Annotated in this window: 18 protein-coding genes; 7 read left to right on the top strand and 11 right to left on the bottom strand. The window is 56.9% G+C overall.

The window, feature by feature from the left end; translation table 11 throughout:
- Positions 1-204: 204 nt before the first annotated feature.
- From ACXAET_RS19120 to ACXAET_RS19135, 4 genes are read left to right on the top strand one after another with little or no spacing between them, the layout of a single operon-like run.
- Positions 205-2,304, top strand: a complete 2,100-nt coding sequence (locus ACXAET_RS19120) for a hydantoinase/oxoprolinase family protein (protein WP_475188929.1) — start codon at positions 205-207, stop codon at positions 2,302-2,304.
- Positions 2,301-3,950, top strand: coding sequence for a hydantoinase B/oxoprolinase family protein (locus tag ACXAET_RS19125; RefSeq protein WP_475188930.1), 1,650 nt, complete (start codon positions 2,301-2,303; stop codon positions 3,948-3,950). The genes ACXAET_RS19120 and ACXAET_RS19125 overlap by 4 nt, the downstream gene beginning before the upstream one ends.
- Positions 3,947-5,029, top strand: coding sequence for a pyridoxal phosphate-dependent aminotransferase (locus ACXAET_RS19130; RefSeq protein ID WP_475188934.1), 1,083 nt, complete (start codon positions 3,947-3,949; stop codon positions 5,027-5,029). The genes ACXAET_RS19125 and ACXAET_RS19130 overlap by 4 nt, the downstream gene beginning before the upstream one ends.
- A complete protein-coding gene (locus ACXAET_RS19135) occupies positions 5,026-5,766 on the top strand; it encodes a maleate cis-trans isomerase family protein (protein ID WP_475188938.1) in 741 nt (246 codons plus the stop codon). Before ACXAET_RS19130 ends, ACXAET_RS19135 begins: the two co-directional genes overlap by 4 nt.
- 141 nt (positions 5,767-5,907) lie before the next feature.
- Here ACXAET_RS19135 and comE read toward each other — a convergent pair whose 3' ends face one another.
- The 4 genes from comE to ACXAET_RS19155 form a co-directional block, all read right to left on the bottom strand.
- Positions 5,908-6,462, bottom strand: a complete 555-nt coding sequence (comE, locus tag ACXAET_RS19140; protein WP_475188945.1) for a sulfopyruvate decarboxylase subunit beta — start codon at positions 6,460-6,462, stop codon at positions 5,908-5,910.
- Positions 6,459-6,965 (bottom strand): sulfopyruvate decarboxylase subunit alpha, encoded by a 507-nt coding sequence (gene comD / locus ACXAET_RS19145; protein WP_475188950.1) that lies wholly within the window; start codon positions 6,963-6,965, stop codon positions 6,459-6,461. Before comD ends, comE begins: the two co-directional genes overlap by 4 nt.
- A 48-nt stretch (positions 6,966-7,013) precedes the next feature.
- Positions 7,014-7,424, bottom strand: coding sequence for a universal stress protein (locus ACXAET_RS19150; RefSeq protein ID WP_475188955.1), 411 nt, complete (start codon positions 7,422-7,424; stop codon positions 7,014-7,016).
- Positions 7,425-7,491: 67 nt separating this feature from the next.
- Entirely contained in the window at positions 7,492-7,650 is a 159-nt protein-coding gene (locus tag ACXAET_RS19155; RefSeq protein WP_475188960.1) for a hypothetical protein, read from the bottom strand.
- A 293-nt stretch (positions 7,651-7,943) separates the two neighbouring features.
- Between ACXAET_RS19155 and ACXAET_RS19160 the strand changes: the two genes are divergently transcribed.
- Complete coding sequence (locus ACXAET_RS19160; RefSeq protein WP_475188964.1) at positions 7,944-8,912, top strand: agmatinase; 969 nt, start codon at positions 7,944-7,946, stop codon at positions 8,910-8,912.
- A 121-nt stretch (positions 8,913-9,033) separates the two neighbouring features.
- On the opposite strand, the gene ACXAET_RS19165 is transcribed toward ACXAET_RS19160, so the two are convergent.
- From ACXAET_RS19165 to ACXAET_RS19190, 6 genes are all read right to left on the bottom strand, one after another.
- Positions 9,034-10,623 (bottom strand): ABC transporter permease, encoded by a 1,590-nt coding sequence (locus ACXAET_RS19165; protein WP_475188972.1) that lies wholly within the window; start codon positions 10,621-10,623, stop codon positions 9,034-9,036.
- Positions 10,616-11,653, bottom strand: coding sequence for a quaternary amine ABC transporter ATP-binding protein (locus tag ACXAET_RS19170; protein WP_475188977.1), 1,038 nt, complete (start codon positions 11,651-11,653; stop codon positions 10,616-10,618). The genes ACXAET_RS19165 and ACXAET_RS19170 overlap by 8 nt, the downstream gene beginning before the upstream one ends.
- 82 nt (positions 11,654-11,735) lie before the next feature.
- Positions 11,736-12,686 (bottom strand): ABC transporter substrate-binding protein, encoded by a 951-nt coding sequence (locus ACXAET_RS19175; RefSeq protein ID WP_475188983.1) that lies wholly within the window; start codon positions 12,684-12,686, stop codon positions 11,736-11,738.
- Positions 12,687-12,952: 266 nt separating this feature from the next.
- Positions 12,953-13,087 (bottom strand): hypothetical protein, encoded by a 135-nt coding sequence (locus ACXAET_RS19180; protein WP_475188989.1) that lies wholly within the window; start codon positions 13,085-13,087, stop codon positions 12,953-12,955.
- A gap of 93 nt (positions 13,088-13,180) precedes the next feature.
- Positions 13,181-13,882: a dimethylsulfonioproprionate lyase family protein gene (locus ACXAET_RS19185; protein WP_475188994.1), complete on the bottom strand. Its 702-nt coding sequence runs from the start codon at positions 13,880-13,882 to the stop codon at positions 13,181-13,183.
- Positions 13,883-14,088: 206 nt separating this feature from the next.
- Positions 14,089-15,060, bottom strand: a complete 972-nt coding sequence (locus tag ACXAET_RS19190; protein WP_475188996.1) for an NAD(P)H-dependent flavin oxidoreductase — start codon at positions 15,058-15,060, stop codon at positions 14,089-14,091.
- A 110-nt stretch (positions 15,061-15,170) separates the two neighbouring features.
- Here ACXAET_RS19190 and ACXAET_RS19195 point away from each other — a divergent pair, with 110 nt between their 5' ends.
- Positions 15,171-16,001, top strand: coding sequence for a LysR family transcriptional regulator (locus ACXAET_RS19195; RefSeq protein WP_475188999.1), 831 nt, complete (start codon positions 15,171-15,173; stop codon positions 15,999-16,001).
- Positions 16,002-16,197: 196 nt separating this feature from the next.
- Positions 16,198-17,898 (top strand): aspartate-alanine antiporter, encoded by a 1,701-nt coding sequence (gene aspT / locus ACXAET_RS19200; protein WP_475189001.1) that lies wholly within the window; start codon positions 16,198-16,200, stop codon positions 17,896-17,898.
- A gap of 1 nt (position 17,899) precedes the next feature.
- On the opposite strand, the gene aspT (ACXAET_RS19205) is transcribed toward aspT (ACXAET_RS19200), so the two are convergent.
- Positions 17,900-19,573 (bottom strand): aspartate-alanine antiporter, encoded by a 1,674-nt coding sequence (gene aspT, locus ACXAET_RS19205; RefSeq protein ID WP_475189003.1) that lies wholly within the window; start codon positions 19,571-19,573, stop codon positions 17,900-17,902.
- Positions 19,574-19,577 lie beyond the last annotated feature (4 nt).

Consider the following 19,577-nt stretch of genomic DNA (forward strand, 5'->3'; position numbering starts at 1 on the left):
AAAAAGTTTTGTTGACGCAAGAGACAGTCTTCAACCTATACTTAGGTTATCTGAGGATGAGGAACCGACGCGGTGAAACCACGCCTTCGACAGCCGATGATGCGCCGCGATACTGGGTGCGATCTGGTCGCCTGACCTGAGGGTTCCGATCGTTTTCACCTGACCCGTCAGCGGGTTTGCTTCACCCTTCAGGCGACTTCCCTTATGAACCAAACAAATGGATTGCGTATGGCAATCGACATCGGCGGCACGTTTACGGATACCGTCCTGCTGAATGGTGTGTCGCAGGTGTTGGCGACGACCAAAACACCCACCACGACGCGCCGCCCTGCCCTTGGCGCGGTGGCCGGGGCCACCCACGTTCTTGAGGCAGCTGGCGCTGGCTGGCATCAGGTGACTGGTTTCATCCACGGCACGACGCTCGCCACCAATGCCCTGATCGAGCGTCGAGGCGCAACCACCGCAACCGTCACCACGCGCGGGTTTCGCGATATTCTGGAAATCGCCTATGAGCGTCGCTACAGCCAATACGCGATTGATCTCGTCAAGCCCGACCTGATCGTATCGCGGACCCATGCGTTGACCATCGGCGGTCGCATGGATGCCAGCGGGCAAGAGCTTGAACCGTTGGACACTGAGAGTATCGTGCCTTTGGTGGCAGATCTTGACCGGCTTGAGGTCGAGGCTGTCGCCATCTGTCTCCTGCACGCTTATGCCAATCCTGCGCACGAGCTGGCGCTGCGCGATCTGCTGTTGCAGCATAGACCTGATCTGGTGGTCTCGCTCAGCCATGAGGTCAGTCCCGAAGCGCGCGAATTCGACCGGCTCTGCACGACAATTGCAAACGCCTACGTTCAGCCCCTGATGTCCGGGTATCTGCGGGATTTGGAAAATCGGTTCCGGCAGATGGGGCTTGTCTGCCCGATCCTGATGATGACCGCAGGCGGGGGTATGACCACGCTGGAAACCGCTGCCCGATTGCCGATCCGCCTTGTTGAGTCCGGCCCCGCAGGAGGTGCCATTCTTGCTGCGCGCATCGCCGAGGCCACAGGCGAAACTGAGGTGCTGTCCTTTGACATGGGCGGAACCACGGCCAAGCTATGTCTGATCGACGACTATCGCCCGCAAACCGCCCGTAAATTCGAAATTTCACGGGCCGAACGCTTTATCAAAGGATCGGGCATGCCGGTTCGCATTCCGGTAATCGAGATGATTGAGATCGGTGCCGGGGGTGGCTCAATCGCGAGTGTGGATCGTCTGGGTCGCCTTCAAGTCGGCCCACACAGTGCGGGGTCTGATCCTGGCCCGGCTGCCTTCGGTAAAGGTGGCGACAAACCTACAGTCACCGATGCCGATCTGACATTAGGGCTGATCGACCCGGGGCGCTTCGCCGAAGCGAGGTTGAAGATTGACCCCGACGCGGCACAGCAGGCAATGGCGCAGGATGTCGGTGACCCGCTGAACCTCGGCCCGGATCACGCCGCTTTCGCGGTCAGCGAGATTGTTGATGAAAGCATGGCCAGCGCAGGCCGTATGCACGCGGTTGAATCCGGCAAAGACCTTGGAAATCGGCTGATGATAGCCTTCGGCGGCAATGGTCCGCTGCATGCAACCCGCGTAGCCCGCCGCGCACAAATGCGACGGGTATTGATCCCCCGCGATCCGGGCGTCGGCTCGGCGGTTGGCTTCCTGTTCGCCCCAGTGTCCTATGAAATCATCCGGTCGCGCTACGCCCGGTTGGGCGATCTCGATATAGATGGGCTGAACCGTTTCTTTGACACCATGTATTCCGAGGCAAAGCACGTTGTCCGCGCTGGCGCACCCAAAGGTGCGCTTCAGCAGTGCAGGATCGCCTATATGCGTTATCACGGACAGGGCCACGAGATCGAAATCCGCCTGCCCGATCGGCCTTTGGCCGCCTCGGATATCGACGCTTTGAAAAAGGCTTTTGAAGCCGAATACAGTCGACAGTTCAGCCGGATCGTGCCGGGCATGACCATCGAGGTTCTGAATTGGGGGCTGTCAGTCTCATCTTTCGCACTGACGCATGACGCCTTTCCAGAAGACCCTTCGCTTGCGCACGTACAGGCTATCGAACATCGCGAAATCCTGTGTGACGTCACCGGTGAATGGCGTTCCGCGGGTGTGTTCAACCGTGCCGACCTTGCACCCGGAGCTGCGTTCAACGGGCCGGCGCTTATCGTCGAAGCGCAGACAACCACATTCGTAAGCGCTGATTTCAGCGCCCGGGTGGATGGCCAGGGCAATATCTGGCTGACACGGGAAAAGGAGGGTCAGGTATGATCCAATCAGACATACGCCTTCAAGTCATGTGGAACCGTCTTCTGGCCGTGGTCGAGGAACAGGGCCAAGCCCTGATCCGCGCAGCCTTCAGCCCGATTGTGCGCGAATGCGGGGATATTTCGGCCGGGATCTTTGATGCTCAAGGCCGGATGCTGGCACAGGCTGTGACCGGCACCCCCGGCCATATCAACACCATGGCCGAAGCGGTCAAAACCCTTCGGGAGACATTTGTTCACACCGAAATGAAGCCCGGCGATATCTACATGACCAACGATCCGTGGATCGCGTCAGGCCATCTGAACGACTTTCTGCTGATGATGCCGGTCTTCTTCGGCGAAACCGTCATTGGCTACACCGCTTGCACATCCCACCTTGTTGACCTTGGCGGGCTGGGTATGGGGCCCGAAGGGTCGGACATTTTCGACGAAGGGCTGCTGATCCCACCTTGCAAACTGGTCAGCGAGGGCGAGGTCAACGAACTGCTGCTTGAGATTGTCAAAGCCAACTCACGCGAGCCGATCGCCAACGAAGGTGACATCTATGCGCTGATCGCCTGTTGTGAGGCCGGGTCTGTGCGGCTGCTCCAGATGATGGAAGAATTCGGTATTTCAGACCTGTTTGCCCTGGCGGACTACATCATTGAAACCTCTAGACGCGGAACGCTGGATGCCATTGCCGCCCTGCCCAAAGGCACGTGGACCACAGCACTAAGAGTGGATGGGTACGATGATGAGATCGAGCTGCACGCAGCGCTCACAATTGCGGATGATCATCTGCTTTTGGATTTCGACGGCACTGCCGCCTGCGTCAGCAAAGGGATCAACGTGCCGCTGAATTATGCCACGGCCTATTCGGTTTTTGCCCTGCGCTGCATCATCGGGGCTGATATTCCAAACAATGCGGGCTCGCTCGACCCGTTTCGCGTGACTGGTCCGAAAGGCTGTATTCTGAATGCGCAGCCCCCGGCTCCGGTGGCGATGCGGCACACGCTGGGGCAGATGACGCCGGATCTGGTCTATGGCTGTTTGGCTCAGGCCCTGCCAGACAAGGTTCCGGCCGAAGGAGCTTCCTGCATGTACGACCTGCCCCTGCGCCACGCACCCGAAGCAGCAGACCGAGGTGATGACCTCTTTGCGCTCGAACTGGTGTTCAACGGCGGCACTGGCGCCCGACCCCTGCTGGACGGCCTTTCAGCCACCGCCTTTCCCAGCGGCGTATGGGGCAGTCAGATTGAAACCACCGAAGCCGTCGCGCCGGTACTGTTTCACCGACGTGAGTTAAGACAGGATTCCGGTGGGGCCGGAAAACAGCGCGGCGGGCTTGGACAGCGTGTCGAGCTCAGCGCATCCAAGGATCAGAACCTGATGCTGTTCCTGTCCGTCGAGCGGATCAAAAACCCCGCCAAGGGCCGTGAAGGTGGCCTGAACGGCGCGCCGGGTCGCATCACGGTACAACCCGGAAACCGCCAATTGCCGGGCAAAGGAGAGGTTCGGATCAAGGCGGGCGACACACTGGTTTTCGAGACTCCGGGCGGTGGCGGGTTTGGCCCGCCCGCAGACCGCCCGGACAGCGCCGTACAAAACGACATTCGCGCCGGTCTGGTCAGCACGGAAATGGCCCGAAACCTGTACCGGAGACAGATATGACAAAGCCGCATCCCCATATTGCGCAGATGTCGCCCTACGCGCTGGCGGACCTGCATGCTCCCGCGGGTAAAACGCTGATATCATTGTCGCAAAATGAAAGTATTCGACCACCCAGCCCAATGGCGATTGAGGCAGCGGCGCGGGCGATGGGTACGTCGATGCTTTATCCCGATCCCGACTGGACGGACCTGCGGCAGGCGTTGGCGGACCTGCACGAAATAGAGGCCGACAACATTCTGTGCGGCAATGGATCGCTTGACCTGATCGGGTGTCTAACACGGGTGTATTCGGGGCCGGAGCGGGCGGTGCTGGCGCCAGCGCATGCCTACCCGTTTTTCCAGACCGCTGCGAGGGTGGCCAATGCGCGGTTTGATACCGCCACCGAGGTGGAGGCCGTCGTGAGTATTGATGCCTTGCTGACAGCCGTTAGACCGGATACAGGGATCGTGTTCATTGCCAACCCAGGCAACCCAACCGGCACGCGCATCCCAAAATCCGAACTCGTCCGACTGCGCCATGGCTTGCGGTCTGATATCCTGCTGGTGATTGACGAAGCCTATGGCGAATTCGCGGATCATCTGCACGAGCGGTGTTTCGATCTGGTGCAAAGCGAAAACACCGTGGTATTGCGGACATTCTCCAAAGCGTATGGCATGGCCGGGTTTCGCGTCGGCTGGGGTCTGTTCCCGCCGGCCATTGCCCGGGAGATACGCAAGGTGATGAACCCGAACAACATTCCGGCCTGCGCGCAATTCGCCGCAGTCGCAGCGGTACGGGATGACGCCTATATGCGCGAAACCTGTTCGATGACTGCCGCGCTGAGGGATCAGGCGTCAGCGCAGCTGCGACACGAAGGGTTCGCACCCTACCCCAGTTTGACAAACTTTGTGTTGTTGAACCTAGGCAGCGCCGAAGCCGTGGCAAGTGCGGACAGGATGCTGCGATCCGAAGGTGTTTTCCTACGGCCGCAAGGCGGCGCTGGATTGCCCCACACATTGCGTATGACTGTTGGTCCGCAAGCGGCGATGGATATGGCTATCTCAATCCTGAAACAATGGAAACAAGAGAGGCAAGCATGAACACACCCAGAGGGCGCGCCCGGTTCGGCATACTGGTGCCTTTTACCAACACCAATCTCGAACCTGATCTGGCTTTGATGGCACCAAACGGCATCTCTTTGCACGTGGCGCGGATGGGAGGGTATGACGAGGATCAGATTCCCGATGAAACTCAAATGCATAATCTTGGGGCGGCTGATCTGGACGAACCCCTACGCCTGTTGATGGGGGCCAAGCCGGATGTTGTCTTTTATGGATGCACCTCTGCCACCCTGACCCATGGTCCCGAGTTCGACCGGACCCTTGCCAGCCGGATCAACGCCATCAGCGGAGCCAAAACGGTCACTGCTGCCGGTGCCTTGGTGCATGCCTTGTCGGCATTAGGTGCCAGACGCATCGGCTTTGCCTCGCCCTATGTGCCGGCAATCAATGACCTGGCGATCAGGTTTCTCACCAAGCTGGGGATTGAAACGATCCAACGCTCCGAAGTCACGGAAACGCTGGACAATGAAGGCCAAGGGGCGTTGGACCCGAATGCGGTTTTTGAACTGGGCCGCGCGGCGGATCACACCGATGCAGATGCACTGGTCTTGTCCTGCACCGATATGCGCAGCGTCGAGGTGCTGGCCCGGCTGGAGGACGCAGTTGGCAAGCCGGTTATCAGTTCCAATCAGGCAATGCTGTTTCAGGCTTTGCATCTGTTGGATATCGCCGAGCCTATTTCAGGGTACGGCCACCTGTTGGAGCGAACCAAGTGACAAGCCAGTCACGTCTTTGGTTCAGCTCCATAAGCTATTCCCATCAAAGCGATCGCGACGGACGTGTCCCGCACCTTTGCTCGCAAAGACTCCCATCCTCCCCACGCAGATCCGGCGCGGTTTGACGGGCATGGGCTGCCATCAGGCCTGAACCGCCTTCATAAAGCGGTCGCGGATGACAACCGGGTCCATCGTGATCGGCGGCATCTTAGCATTGCCGCTTTCACACTTACTAACGATGATGGTCATCTGCCGGGCATCCAGCGCCTCTTGCAGTACACGGCCGGTCTGCTCGGCCTGACATTCGATGACACGGTCGCAGCCTGCAGCTTCGGCCATTTTCGCCAGCGAGGTTTTCTGTCCTGCATAGGTCGGCTGATCCCCGGTAGACCCATAGGACCCATTGTCGATGATCAGCAAGATGTAGTTGTCGGCCACATTGTTGGCGATGGTCGGCAGCGTGCCAAGATTGGTCAAAACCGAGCCATCGCCGTCAATCACGATCACCGGTTTGGGCTGCGAAAGCGCCAGCCCAAGGCCAATGGACGAGGCCAGCCCCATCGTACCCAGCATATAGAAATTGCTCGGTTGGTCGTCGATGGCATGAAGTTCCTGACTGGGAATACCGATATTACAGATAACCAGTTGGTCGCGCAGGATCGGGGCGATTTCATTTAGAATTTCGGAGCGTATCATTGGTCGCCATAGCCTCCCCAGAAATTGGCGTCGGTCAGAATGGCGACCGGTTTGTTGCACATGAAGGTATATTTCAGGATCGCGTCTAACTCATCCACATCCTCCTGATGGTGGAAGTGATAAGTCGGGATGTGCATCTGGGCCAGCAGTGCCTTGGTATGCACAGCCATTTCCACCTGACAGGCGATCGGCTCGCGTAGTTCCCCCCGGTACGAGATCAGCATGGGCAGCGGCATCCGATAATACTGGATCAGCGTCGCCAGAGTGTTGATCGTCACGCCAATAGCGGTGTTCTGCATGATGATCGCAGGGCGTTTGCCACCCATCCACGCACCAGCACACAGGCCCATCCCTTCATCTTCCTTGTTGGAGGGGATGTGATAGATGCTTTCGCGCTTGTCAATTTCGTCAATCACCCCGGCCAATTGCTTGCACGGAACAGTGGTCACAAACGAGATATCGTTTGCAATCAGATCATCAGCGATCTTTTTGTCTATGTTCATAGCGGGTCTGTCGGTCCTGTCTGGGGCGCGATCGGCGCGATTGAAGGGTCAGATGCTGCGATGCACATGCACGGCACATCCGGCATGGCGGACAACGCGGGACGCGGTAGAGCCGAGGAAGTAATCGCTGAGGCCGGGCTTGTGCGAGCCGATAACGATACAGTCGAAATCCCTGCCATTGGCATAGTCGATGATGGTTCGGGCGGTATGTCCCTTGACAATATCGGACGTGACACCTTCGATATCTTCGATTTTCTCGCGCAACATGTTGCTGGCCGCGCGAAACCCACGCGCGACCAAATCCTTGTCCAGATAAGCGCTGACCGAACCCTGAGGCATTTCATATACATGTAAGGCAACGATCTCACCGCCGTCCGCTGAAAGGGCGCGGGCCACCTCAAGCGTGTGGTGTGAAATACCGTGATCCAGTGCCATTGGAACAAGAACTTTCTTATACATGACCCTCTCCGTTTTGCCGGGCTTATGCCCAAAGCGCAAGCTTGGTTGAGGGGCTGCAACCACCGCTTTACACGGGTCGCGGTGCGACAGCCCCCTTGATCAAAGCCCGTTCCTCGATCCAGTCAAGAGCAGACCGTGGAGCATCAAAAAAGACCCGCCACGTCTGCCGGGTAACCTCAGCCTTTTCTGTATAGGTGCCGATAAACGTGATGTCTTGCAAGGTCATGCACAGATGTCTGTCTCTCGGACTGTTTGTCCGACCTGACAGGTTATCAGCGAACTTATCCTCTCTGCCGCATCGTCCCTATTGGCAGCCATGATGACGGATGTGGGCAGAACCACGCGCCAAGACATTCTGTCAGCACCGCACGCTTTAGGGTAGGGTTTGCTGGCCTGAAGCTTGGTTACCAAACCCAAAGGAGCGGGAATTCAGCTGGCGGCACATATTGTCGAACACCTGTCCTTAGGGCCGCACCCGAGGTTCAGGCTTTTTCGCGGCCTTTCATGAGCGGAGCACAAATGACCGATACTTTTTTTCAACCCGTCTCGGCGATGGAGCTTGCCCGATTTGCCGGTATCCCCACATTCATGCGCCTTCCCAGCATGAGTCTTGACCATGAGCGTATCGATGAGGTCGAATTGGGATTGATCGGCATTCCCTGGGACGGGGGTACCACCAACCGGCCCGGCGCACGGCATGGACCCCGTCAGTTGCGGGACTATTCCACTATGATCCGGGCGATGAACCCAGTAACCGGGATCGCGCCCTTCTCGCTGGTGAATTGTGCTGACTTGGGGGACGTTGCGCCAAATCCGGTGGATATCGACGACACACTGAACCGCGTAACTCAGTTCTATTCGAAACTGCACGACCGGGGCATAACCCCTTTGACAGCCGGCGGAGATCACCTGACGACCTTGCCTGTTCTGCGCGCGCTGGCTCAGTCCGGTCCTCTGGGCCTGATCCAGTTCGACAGCCACACAGATCTGTTCGACACGTATTTCGGCGGCCACAGGTTTACGCACGGCACACCGTTCCGTCGCGCGGTCGAAGACGGGCTTGTCGACCCCAAGCGCTTTGTTCAGATCGGTATTCGCGGCACGGCCTATAACACTGAAGACATTGAATGGGGCCAAGCGCAGGGCATCCGCATCATCCGTATCGAGGAACTGTTCGACCGGGGCATTGATGACGTCATGTCAGAGGTGCGCGGCATCGTGGGGGCCGCCCCAACCTATTGCACCTTTGACATCGACTTCGTTGACCCAACTTATGCACCGGGCACGGGTACTCCGGAAATCGGGGGCCCAAACAGCTTTCAGGCGCAGCAGCTCATTCGCAAAATGGCTGGCGTCAACCTTTTAGGTGCTGATCTGGTTGAAGTCGCACCACCTTTTGACCCCAACGGCGGTACCGCTTGGCTTGGCATTTCGTTGATGTTTGAGCTGCTTTGCATCCTTGCGCAGGCGGTCCATGCGCGCCGGTAGCCGACGTTCCGGATGCGCACCGAGAGTATTCGACTATCTCGCTCAAGATGGCCAACGACCTTCGCTGTTGTGACTGATCAACAAAACGCCCCCAATGCTCATTTTTTGGGGGCGTATGCGTTCAGATTTTTTCGTCTTCCCTCCGGAAGGCCCCTTGCACGATACGGTCAATGACCATAGCGCAGAACAAGATGGCAAAGCCGCCCAGCAGACCCGGCCCCTTGGCGGCGTATTGCAGCGCCTCAAGGATTTCCTTGCCCAGACCTCCGCCACCGATCAGCGAGATGATCACTACCATTGACAGACACATCAGGATGGTTTGGTTCACCCCTGTCATGATCGAGGGCAAGGCCAGCGGAATCTCGACATCCTTTAACAGTTGCCATTTCGAAGCCCCAAAGGCCACGGCAGCCTCTTTGATGCTTTCTGGCACACCCCGCATGCCCAGCGCAGTCAGGCGAATAACGGGAGGCATTCCAAAAATGATCGTGGCCAAGATACCCGGTGGATTTCCGGTACCGAAGAACGCGATGATCGGGATCAGGTACACAAAGGCCGGAAGTGTCTGCATCAGGTCCAGAACCGGCTCTGCTGCACGATACGCACGCTGAGATTTGCCAAACCAAATGCCCAGAGGGATACCGATCACCACACATAAAAGCACCGCAGCACCAACCAGCGCCACCGTCTCCATCGCCACATCCCAGTAGCCCAGCAGGGCGATATAGGCCAGCGACGACGCGGTAAAGATCGCCACCCGTGGCCCGGCCGCGCGCCATGCCGTCACGCAAATGACCAGCATGACCACTGGCCAGGGTGACCCGATCAGCGCCACGGTCAACGCATCCAGGACCGAGCGGACACCAGCGACAATACCGTCGAACACATCGCCCCCAGCCGCTGCGGCCGCATCAATCCGCGCCTCCATCCAACTGGCAAGGTTTGAAAACAGCGTGCCTTCGCCTTCACCTAGGAAGAATGCCGAAACTTCTTGCTCCGGGAAAGCATCCAGCATCGCCAGCGAGGCGTTCACGGTGAACTTGTAAACGATCAACGGTGCAATCGCGGCCACAAGAACAGCACCCAGCACGGTATTTCGTGTGGATCGGCCACTTTCAGTACTGGTCGGATCAATCCGCCACCTTGAATATTGTTTCTCGTATACGCGATCGGCATAAAAGCCCTGCACCAGCTTGAAAACCAACAGCATCAAAAGCCCGGTGATCATTATGCTTGACGCTTCGGACTGTGCGGCGACAGCTCGCTCCAAGCTCGTATCAGCTGCTTTCTGGATGTTCTCGGCAAGCCGCGTAAAGCGATCTATGTCGGCCTGTTCCGTGGCTGCCGCTGCGCGCTCCAGCAATTCGGCGGCCCGTGCCTGTTGCCCGGCCGCCCGCTCAGAGAATTCCGCGCCCGGGTTGCCCCAAGCACCGCGCCCGATCTGCACCCACGCAATGATCTCAAGGATCAGGAACGCCCAGAACATACCCCAGATGGCCCGCGACGCTGACCAGAAGGGCCCCAGCACCGCGGCCCAAACATTAAAGGTATTGGGCATCGCGCTGGTCGCGTCGTGGATCTTATGAAAGGCCGAAATATAGTAGCCGCCGTTTGGCCCGGCGAAGTCCCGAATGGACCTGTCCAGCGCATCGCGGTCGACCTCCACATCAGAGGCAGCCGTTACCTTGAGCTCTGCGGTTGCATCAGTCATTTTTGCCCCCTTGAATTCCGCGTAACAGACGCGGCTTGGTCACGACACCCACGTCACTTCCCGTGTCGGTTATGACGACGGGCAGTTCAGTATTGACCGCAAGATCGATGAGTTGATCGAGGTCCGCGCCCTCATCTGCGCGCGGCGCGCCGTCAAGCGAACCTGAATAGCTGCCCATCGGCTCCATGATCGAATGCGCTTTGACCAGTTTCAGCTTGGAAATGCCTTGCACAAACTCGCGGACGTAATCGTCAGCCGGGTTCATAACGATATCTTCCGGCGTGCCGATCTGAACGATAACCCCATCTTTCATGATGGCGATCCGGTGACCGATACGAATGGCCTCATCCAGATCATGCGTGATAAACAAAGTGGTTTTCTGAAGCTGGGCCACCAGCGCCTTGAACTGATCCTGCAGTTGCAAACGGATCAGCGGGTCCAGCGCCGAAAATGGCTCGTCCATCAGCAGGATTTCAGGGTCAGAGGCAAGCGCGCGCGCAATTCCGACACGCTGCTGCATGCCGCCCGACAGCTCTTTCGGAAGGCGGTCCTCGTACCCGGTCAGGTTTACAAGGCTCAGCGCGTGATCGGACACCGCCCATCGTTTCGATTTGGAAACCTTCCTGATCTCCAAAGGATAGGCCACATTGTCCCGAACCGAGCGGTGCGGCATCAGAGCCATATGTTGAAACACCATTCCGATCTGCTGCGCGCGGATGCGACGCAATTCAGTTTCGGACAGTTTCGATACATCCTGACCCAGAATCTCGATCTTGCCCGCAGTGGGCTCAATCAGACGGTTGACGTGACGCACCAGTGTGGACTTGCCCGACCCGGACAGGCCCATTATGCAAAAAATCTCACCGCGCGACACGTCGAATGTTGCGCCCTGCACCCCGACCACACAATTGAATTTTTCCAGAACTTCCGGCTTGCCAATGCCTTCGGCGCGCACAGCAGCCATGGCTTCCTCGGCTCGATTGCCGAAAATCTTCCAGACATTTTCGAGTTTTACGACAGGTTCGTTCATTTGCCCCTCTAACGGCGAAGTTTCGCCCGCAGATAAGAAAAGGGCCGCCGCGAGGGATCGCGACGGCCCGGGTATCTGCAATTTAGTTCGTTAGCCAACCGATAACGGTGTCTTCGTTTTCCGCCACCCATTGCTTGGCGAAGTCGGCCGCTTCGATATTATCCACGGCCAGCGCCTTGCCCATCGCGCTTAGATCATCCCCGTTCATCTGGAAGTTGCTGAACAGGGCAGCCACCTCGGGGAAGCTGTCCTGCAGTTCCTTGGCGTAGTGCAGATGAAGCGTCGCACCATTCCAGGCGGTCGATGCTTCGGACTTGGACAACCAGTCAGGATCGTCGGTGGGTTGAACGATTGTCCAGGTCGCGGGATCGTGCGGCGGCTCTTCAAGCACGGTCAGGTCCTGCGTGACAAAAATGTAATGCGGGCTGTAGCAGAACCCAATCCACGGATCGCCCGCCTTGGTGGCGTTTGCAAGATTCGCGTAGGCGATCGTTTCTTCATACTCTGTCAGTTCGAAAATCTGGTCATAGCCATAGGACTTGGCGCGAATTTTCTCGACAACGGTCGAAGCCCAGCCCGGCGCGCCGATCCATACTTCCGGTGTGCCATTTCCATCGGTATCGAAAATCGCCATCTTGTCGGGATCACTTAGGTCATCAATCGACGTGATGTCGTGTTGTTCCGCGATGTAGGTCGGTACGCACATGCCCTGCTCGGCCTGCACCGGGTTTTCGTTCATCACCACGGTGCCGTTTTCTTTGACATATGTGTCATGCAGGTTCTGCTGGTTGGGCATCCAGACTTCGGGATGCACATGCATGGACCCACTGTCCATTGCCTCGAAAACAATTGGGTTTGTGCCATTCTGCAACTCGACATCAAGCCCGAGGTTTTCTTCGATGACAACCTCAAGCACATGAGCGGTTGCATTAACCGATGCCCAGTTTGGAACGCCGATTACAATATCCGCAGCCAGAACCGGCCCGGCGATCACTGTGGATGCGCCTCCAAGTAGTGCTGATATTCTTTTCATGTGATAACTCCATGTTGGTCGTTTTTTGTGCTTATTTTTATCTCGGCCATGCCGAGGCGCACCCTTCGATCAATCGCGGCAAGGCTACTCCTCCCGCGCTTTGTGGTCATAGGCATCACCTGCCATAGCGACCTGAGTGTCAAACAGGCCGACGCGCAATCCAGCACGAATACACGTCTTAACGCCATGTTTGCTGGTCTATGGTAATTTAGTTTTAACTTTTTTCAAACACCGTGAGTGCATTAGCTTGTACTGATACAAGGCTGTTATGTGCCGATGTTCGAACCGCGTACAATCAACACCAGCATAGGCATTGGATCGGGTGTTTTCATCACACCCCTCAGGCAAGTTGCGCGCAACCTGTTCGACATGACGTTGACCGCGCGAAAAGGCAGGCTCATTCAGAAAACCCGAAAGCAAGTCCGTTACCCGCGCTAGCTTCTGCTTCGGGTATGCTGCAACAGGTTCAAACATGTGCAAGCCTACCGCAGCAGCTATGTCGTTTCGAGTATCGGATATTTTTTCGGTTCCGAAAAATCGTTCATGTCATCCCGATACCAGCTCGGTTCGTCAATGGCACCGACCTGACCGTAGACGGCGAACACAGGAGTGTCGAACGTCTGGATAGCGTGGGCTTCATTGCTTCTGATAATGGTAAGATCACCATGTGCTTTGCAAATAGCCTCTGCGCTACTGCTTCGATGGAACAGAACGTCCCCTGAAAGAACAATATAAAATTCTGCCGCGGCATGGGCATGCGGTGGATAGTAGGAATTCGGGCCGAGTATAAACAGACCGAGGATTAGTTCCTGGCTTTTCAAGAGTCCATTCGGACCAACGCCTTGCCCTTTCGCAAATTCCGACAGGAACGGGCGGCTCCAGTTGTTTTCGGCATAAAACTCGGCCCAGTTGACATAACCAAACGCCGATATGGCCGCCTGCTGCAACGGCGCCAACGGCGCGGGCACATTGGCCGCGAATACCTTTGGTGCGTGGCGTAGCGCACGGACCTCTGCCACGTCGGGCAGTGTCACAGGCCCGACAGGTCCATCGATGCGGTCCAACGCAGAGGACATGATGCGCGTCAGCTCTTTTTTATCCTCTGAAAAGTCATCTCCGTTCGACAAAACAAGATGCTCGGACGCTCGACGAGCCAATTTTTGCAGCGCGCCAATGGCAGTGTGTTTGATGTTCATAGGATAGTCAGGCTTTTACTGTTCACGTTTCCCCTGCACCGAAATCGCCTGAGGGATCACTCAGGTGACCAGCGCCACAGCAAAGGCTAAGGCGTATTTTTACTCTGATGGAAGAAGATGGGCACTTTTCACACAGACTATTGATCATCCCGGAGCTTCGTTCATGACACCAACACCGTGTCGGTCGAGACTGAATCTATAGGCCGTTACCGCACCAGTACGCCCGCACCATTTTTTAGCAGTTCTGCGGCCTGAGATACGGTTTCTTCAACTATTTGCTCAGCACTTTCGATTGAATCGATTAAATCCAGCGCCTCACCAGCGATCAGAACCCGTGTCGCGTAGTCTTGGGGATCGGATGCATCATACACTTCGCGCTGCGTGTCAGCGTTTTCTTGCAATGCTTCGATATTGGAATGCCATTTCCTTGCGAATTCGTTCGCAACCACACGGCCGCTAAAGTGCCACGGCCAGTCCAGCCCTCGGACCACGTCGAACACTTTTGATCTGATTGTGTCGTCGCCTTTGGTGGCCACCAACAATCGCTTTGCCGCGTCTGATCCCACTGCTTCGTCGCTGGCCCAAAAGCGTGTTCCCATCATGACACCGTCCGCACCCAGCATAAGGGCAGCAGCAAGACCCCTTCCATCCGCGATACCACCCGCTGCAACAATAACCTGATCTGGACCCGCCAAGTCCCTGACGGCTGGCAACAATGCAGTCAGCCCACGATCCATGCCGTGGCCGCCGCCCTCTTGGCCTTGCACGACAACTATATCCACGCCAGCCTTGATGGCCATGTCTGCTTGCTCAAGGCGTTGAATTTGCCACAGGGTTTTCACCCCCGCAGCACGCGCCTTTTGCACCGCTTCGGTTCCATCGCCGAAGGACAGCATCAGTACCTTGGGACCCAGTTCCAAGGTTTTGTCCAGCAATCCCGGCTGTTTCAACATGCTCCACGTGATGAACCCGACACCAACAGCCTGGTTTCCCGCTTCCTCAAATTCCCTAGTGATCCAGTCAAGGTCGCCATACCCCCCGCCGATCAGGCCCAAACCACCCGCAGATGTAACGGCACCCGCCAGCTTACCACCAGAGACGAGGTCCATGGGCGCCAGTAGAATAGGGTGTTCAATGCCGAGCATTTCGGTCAGGCGCGTATGAAGTATCTGTTCCACGTTGTTTGTTCCCTAGCCATTGTTTCCCAAAATATAGCATTTTTCCTTTTCCTGAAAAAATGATTGAATAAGGAATTTTCTATCAATAATTTTAGAACATGGATTTTGCTTTGCTTAGAACATTCCTCGCCGTTGTTGAAAAAGGTGGCTTTGCTGCTGCGGCCCTGAAACTTGGAACCGTGCAATCCAATGTGACGCACCGGATTGTCCGTTTGGAAGAGGAGTTCGGGCAGAAGCTGTTCACGCGCGGACGGGGCGGTGCCAAACTGACGCCCTTTGGTGAAATTGCGCATTCCCAACTGGATCGGCTGTCAAAAGAGATCGGGTACGTCGAAAGCAACCTGAAGGACATTGCAAACGGGTCTGGTCACTTGCGACTGGGGGCGATGGAGACCACGGCCTCTGCTCGGCTACCGGCGTTGCTGAAGACCCTGCGCGAGGTCTGCCCTGATGCACAGCTGTCCTTGACAACCGGCCCGACAGCCCAGCTTACGCAGTCTGTTTGGAATCGTGAGCTTGACGCAGCGTTTATTGCGGGCCCCGTGGATGAAAACAGGTTCAAAGCAATTCCGGCCTTTGAGGAAGAGCTAGTGATCGTTTCCGCAAAGAACCTGAAAGACGATGCTCCGGTTTTGGTGTTTGGCTTTGGATGCCACTACAGGGCGACGACCGAAACGTGGTTGAGGTCTATCGGCAGGCCGGATTCCGACCTTTTGGAAATGGGGACGTTCGACGGAATTATGGGATGTGTCGCGGCCGAAATGGGGCGTACGATTGCACCCAGGAACGCCGTGTCAAATACTCTGGCCGGTCAGAACCTTGATATCACACCCCTGCCCGAGCCATTCGGCACCTCTCCGACGTCGCTGATCATGCGCCACGACTACGCGCCGGTACGCGCAGCAATCGCGTTGCAGAAACTTCTTACCCGCGATCAATGACGACAAACGGTGTTAATCACCGCGCTATGCAGACAGAGCTTAGCGCTAATTTCCTTGCATCAGTTTGACAGAACGCAAAACCGCTGCTTTCCTGAGTTCAAGCAAGAAAGGATCACTTGATTAACGAGCATTTTCAGCATTCTGCCGCGACCTCGAAGGCGTGGCAAAAGCCAGACTTGAAACCTGGAGATTTTAGATGGAATTGATCACCGAACAGCTCCGCGCCTTTCCAATCATGGCGCTTTTTCTCTGTCTGGGCCTCGGGTACGGCTTGGGGAAGTTTCGGGTCGGCAAGTTTGAACTCGGCGGTATCGCCGGAACCTTGCTGGTGGCGGTTTTTGTAGGTCAGATCGGTGGCATTAACCTAAGTACCGACGTTCAAAACGTTTTCTTTTCCCTCTTTATTTTCATGGTCGGGTACAATGGCGGGCCCCAGTTCTTTGCAGCGCTGAACCGAACGGCCCTGACCAAACTGTTGGCCGCGTTCATGATGACCCTTTGGGGGTTATTCTTCGTCATCGTCGTCGCCCGCCTGGCCGGGTTGGACAAAGGGTTGGCCGCAGGGCTCGCTGCCGGAGGGCTGACACAATCGGCCATTATCGGCACCGCCGGAAACGCCATCGACCTGCTTGGATTGGCCGCAGACGAGGCGGAGAAGCTGAAAACCAACATCGCTGTGGGATACTCGGTGACATATATCTTTGGCTCGATCGGTCCTATTTTGGCAGTCAGCGTTATTCCCATCATTATGCGCGTGGACCTGCGGCAAGAGGCGATCAAACTGGCCCAGAAACTCAGCGGTGGCGGCCTCAAATTGGAAGAGGGTGAGTTCCTTCCCATGAACCGGTTCGACGCCCGCGCTTATCAGGTCAACGCCAATGCCGAAATTGCCGGTCAATCGGTAAAGGCCATCGAAGACGGTTATGACGGTGATCTGATCGTCGAGAAGCTGCTGCACGAAGGCGCCCCGGTGGACCCGACGCCTGAAACAGTTGTTACAGCCGGCGACGTGATCGTCGTGTCCGGCCTAGTTGCAACCCTGACCCGGTTCGAAGACACAGCAAGCGGTGAGATTGGCGAATACCCACCTGAACTGACCGTGGTAGAAGAACGCCGTAACGTTGTTGTCACCAACCGCAAACTGACGGGCAAAACCCTGGCCGAGCTGCGTAAGGCGCTGACAGCCGATCAGCGGCGCGGCGTTCATATCTCAAAGATCACCCGAATGGGCCACGATGTGCCGGTTCTTCGCGATACCGAGATTCACGCAGGCGATGAGGTCAGCATCGTTGGACATAAGGACGATCTGAACCGAGTGGCAAAACAAGCGGGATATGTCCCGCCCTCGGCTTCGGTCACGAACTTCATCGCACTGGGGATCGGTGTGGCAATCGGCTATCTGATCGGTGAGATCAGCTTTGTTATTGCAGGGACCAAAGTGGCGCTTGGCTCGGGCCTTGGTTGCCTCGTGACAGGACTTATCATCGGGTATATGCGTATTCGGCGCCCAAGGATCGGTGGAATAAATCGCGGGGCTGCAAATTTCCTGCAGAGCTTTGGTCTGGCGGTTTTTGTCGGGGTTGTTGGCCTGAATGCCGGAAAGCCAGCATTGGAGGCAATCCAGCAATACGGTGTTATCCTGCTGTTGCTGGGTGTTGTGGTCACGCTGATGCCGATGATCGTCCAATTCCCGATCAACTATTTCGCCCTGCGGATCAAAAACCCGATTGAGGCCTGCGCTGTTGTGACCGGATCACGCTCGGGCAATCCTGGCTTTGCGACGCTATTGGAAAAAGCCGGAAACTCGACCCCGACGCCCGCATTCACAATGACCTACGCGGTGGCGAACATCTTCTTGACGCTTTGGGGGCCGTTGGTTGTGGCGTTTGTGCCGTAAATCACATCAGCAGGATCACGATGACTGATCCCCAAAGCGCCAGCAGCACATTTCCAACGGCATATCCAAGGCCGTAGCCCAAGGTTGGAACCTGGCTTTGGGCGGCCTCTTGCACCGCCGCCAATCCAGGCGCCGAAGTTCCCGCTCCACAACAGGTTCCCGCAAGAATGCCCTCGTTGATGCGGAACACTTTTCGACCTACCAAAACAGCCGTGCCGTGGGCCAGCAATACGATGGCAACCGATCCAAAGATCAGCGATGGGCCGCTTTCGACCACTCCGGTGACAAAACTGGGTCCCGAGGTGATCCCGACACAGGCAACGAACACGCACAGACCCAGCGAGTCGAAAATCCACAACGTCGCTTCGGGCACAAATCCAAACGTTCGGTGGACCGAGCGCAGCCACCCCGCCACCAAACCGCCCAGCAGCACCCCGACCGACGTGCCCAGACCCAGCTCAATCGCGCCGTATTTCAGCGCCGGAATCCCGATCAGCCCCCCAAGAAGGATGAAAAAGGCAACATAAAGCATGTCCGTCTTGTTGGTTTCGCGATCCATGTACCCCAAGCGCGCAGCGGCGTCCTCGATATGGCTACGCGTGCCAGAAACAGTCAGAATGTCACCTTTGTGCAGCGTCACCCCACGAAAAATCGGCAGCCGCTCTCCGCTCCGCATGATCCCGCGCAGATAGATTGTGCGCGCTTCGGGACGGGCCGACAGCTCTGCCAGTGTTTTGTGAACTACGGAATTGTTGGTCACGACGATATCAGTCGTTTGAACCGGCAGGTCCAGAAGTTCGGGGTCTTCAACCTCTTCGCCCAACATGCCTGTGTGATCGATCAGATAGGACCGCAACCCGGCGATGGCGGCGATGTCGCCCTCTTGCAGAACCATATCGCGCGTGGTGGGCAGGATTTTGTTGCCACGCCGCACGCGATCAAAAAATGCCCGAACGTGCTCGGGTACACGCGCTTCTAACTCGGAAATCCTGCGTCCGGCCAGAGCCGGGTTGATGCGATACGCCCGAGCTTCAAAATCGCGATGCTCTGATACCATCGGAGCATCGTCACTATCCAACTGGGCCTCATATTCGGCGCAGGCCTCTTTTAGCGACCGACCAAAGAAACGGGGTGCCAGTTGTGTGTGAAAAAAGATCGTGGCTATGACACCAACGAAGTAGGCCACGGCGAATCCTGTTGCGATCTCGGCGTCGAAAACCTGTTGCGCGGCCTTGTCAGCTGCGGTTTTGGCAAAGGTGTCGATGGCCACGCCCAACGTCGCGCTTTCGGTGACGCCGCCCGCCAACAATCCTGCGGCCAACCCCACGGGCAATCCCAAAAGCGGCGCTAGTAAGGCGGCAACCACCAGCGCCACGAGGCACAGCAGGACCGTAACCGCAATCTGTGGTAATGCCTGCAAGTTCAGAGATCGAAAGAATTGCGGCCCTGTCCGGTATCCGATGGAAAACAAAAACAACAGGAAGAAGGCCTGTTTCAGATCACTCGACACCACGACCCCGGTCTGTCCGACAAGAACCCCGGCCAGAAGGCAACCCGCCACCGAACCCACGGTGAACGAGCCGATTGTGATCTTGCCCAACGCATATCCAATGGCAAGACTGCAAAACAGGGCCAGCGCGGGATGGGGGTCAAAAATCGACCCGAGCAGTTCCATGGCA

This window comes from Ruegeria sp. AWH4_226, from assembly GCF_056159225.1.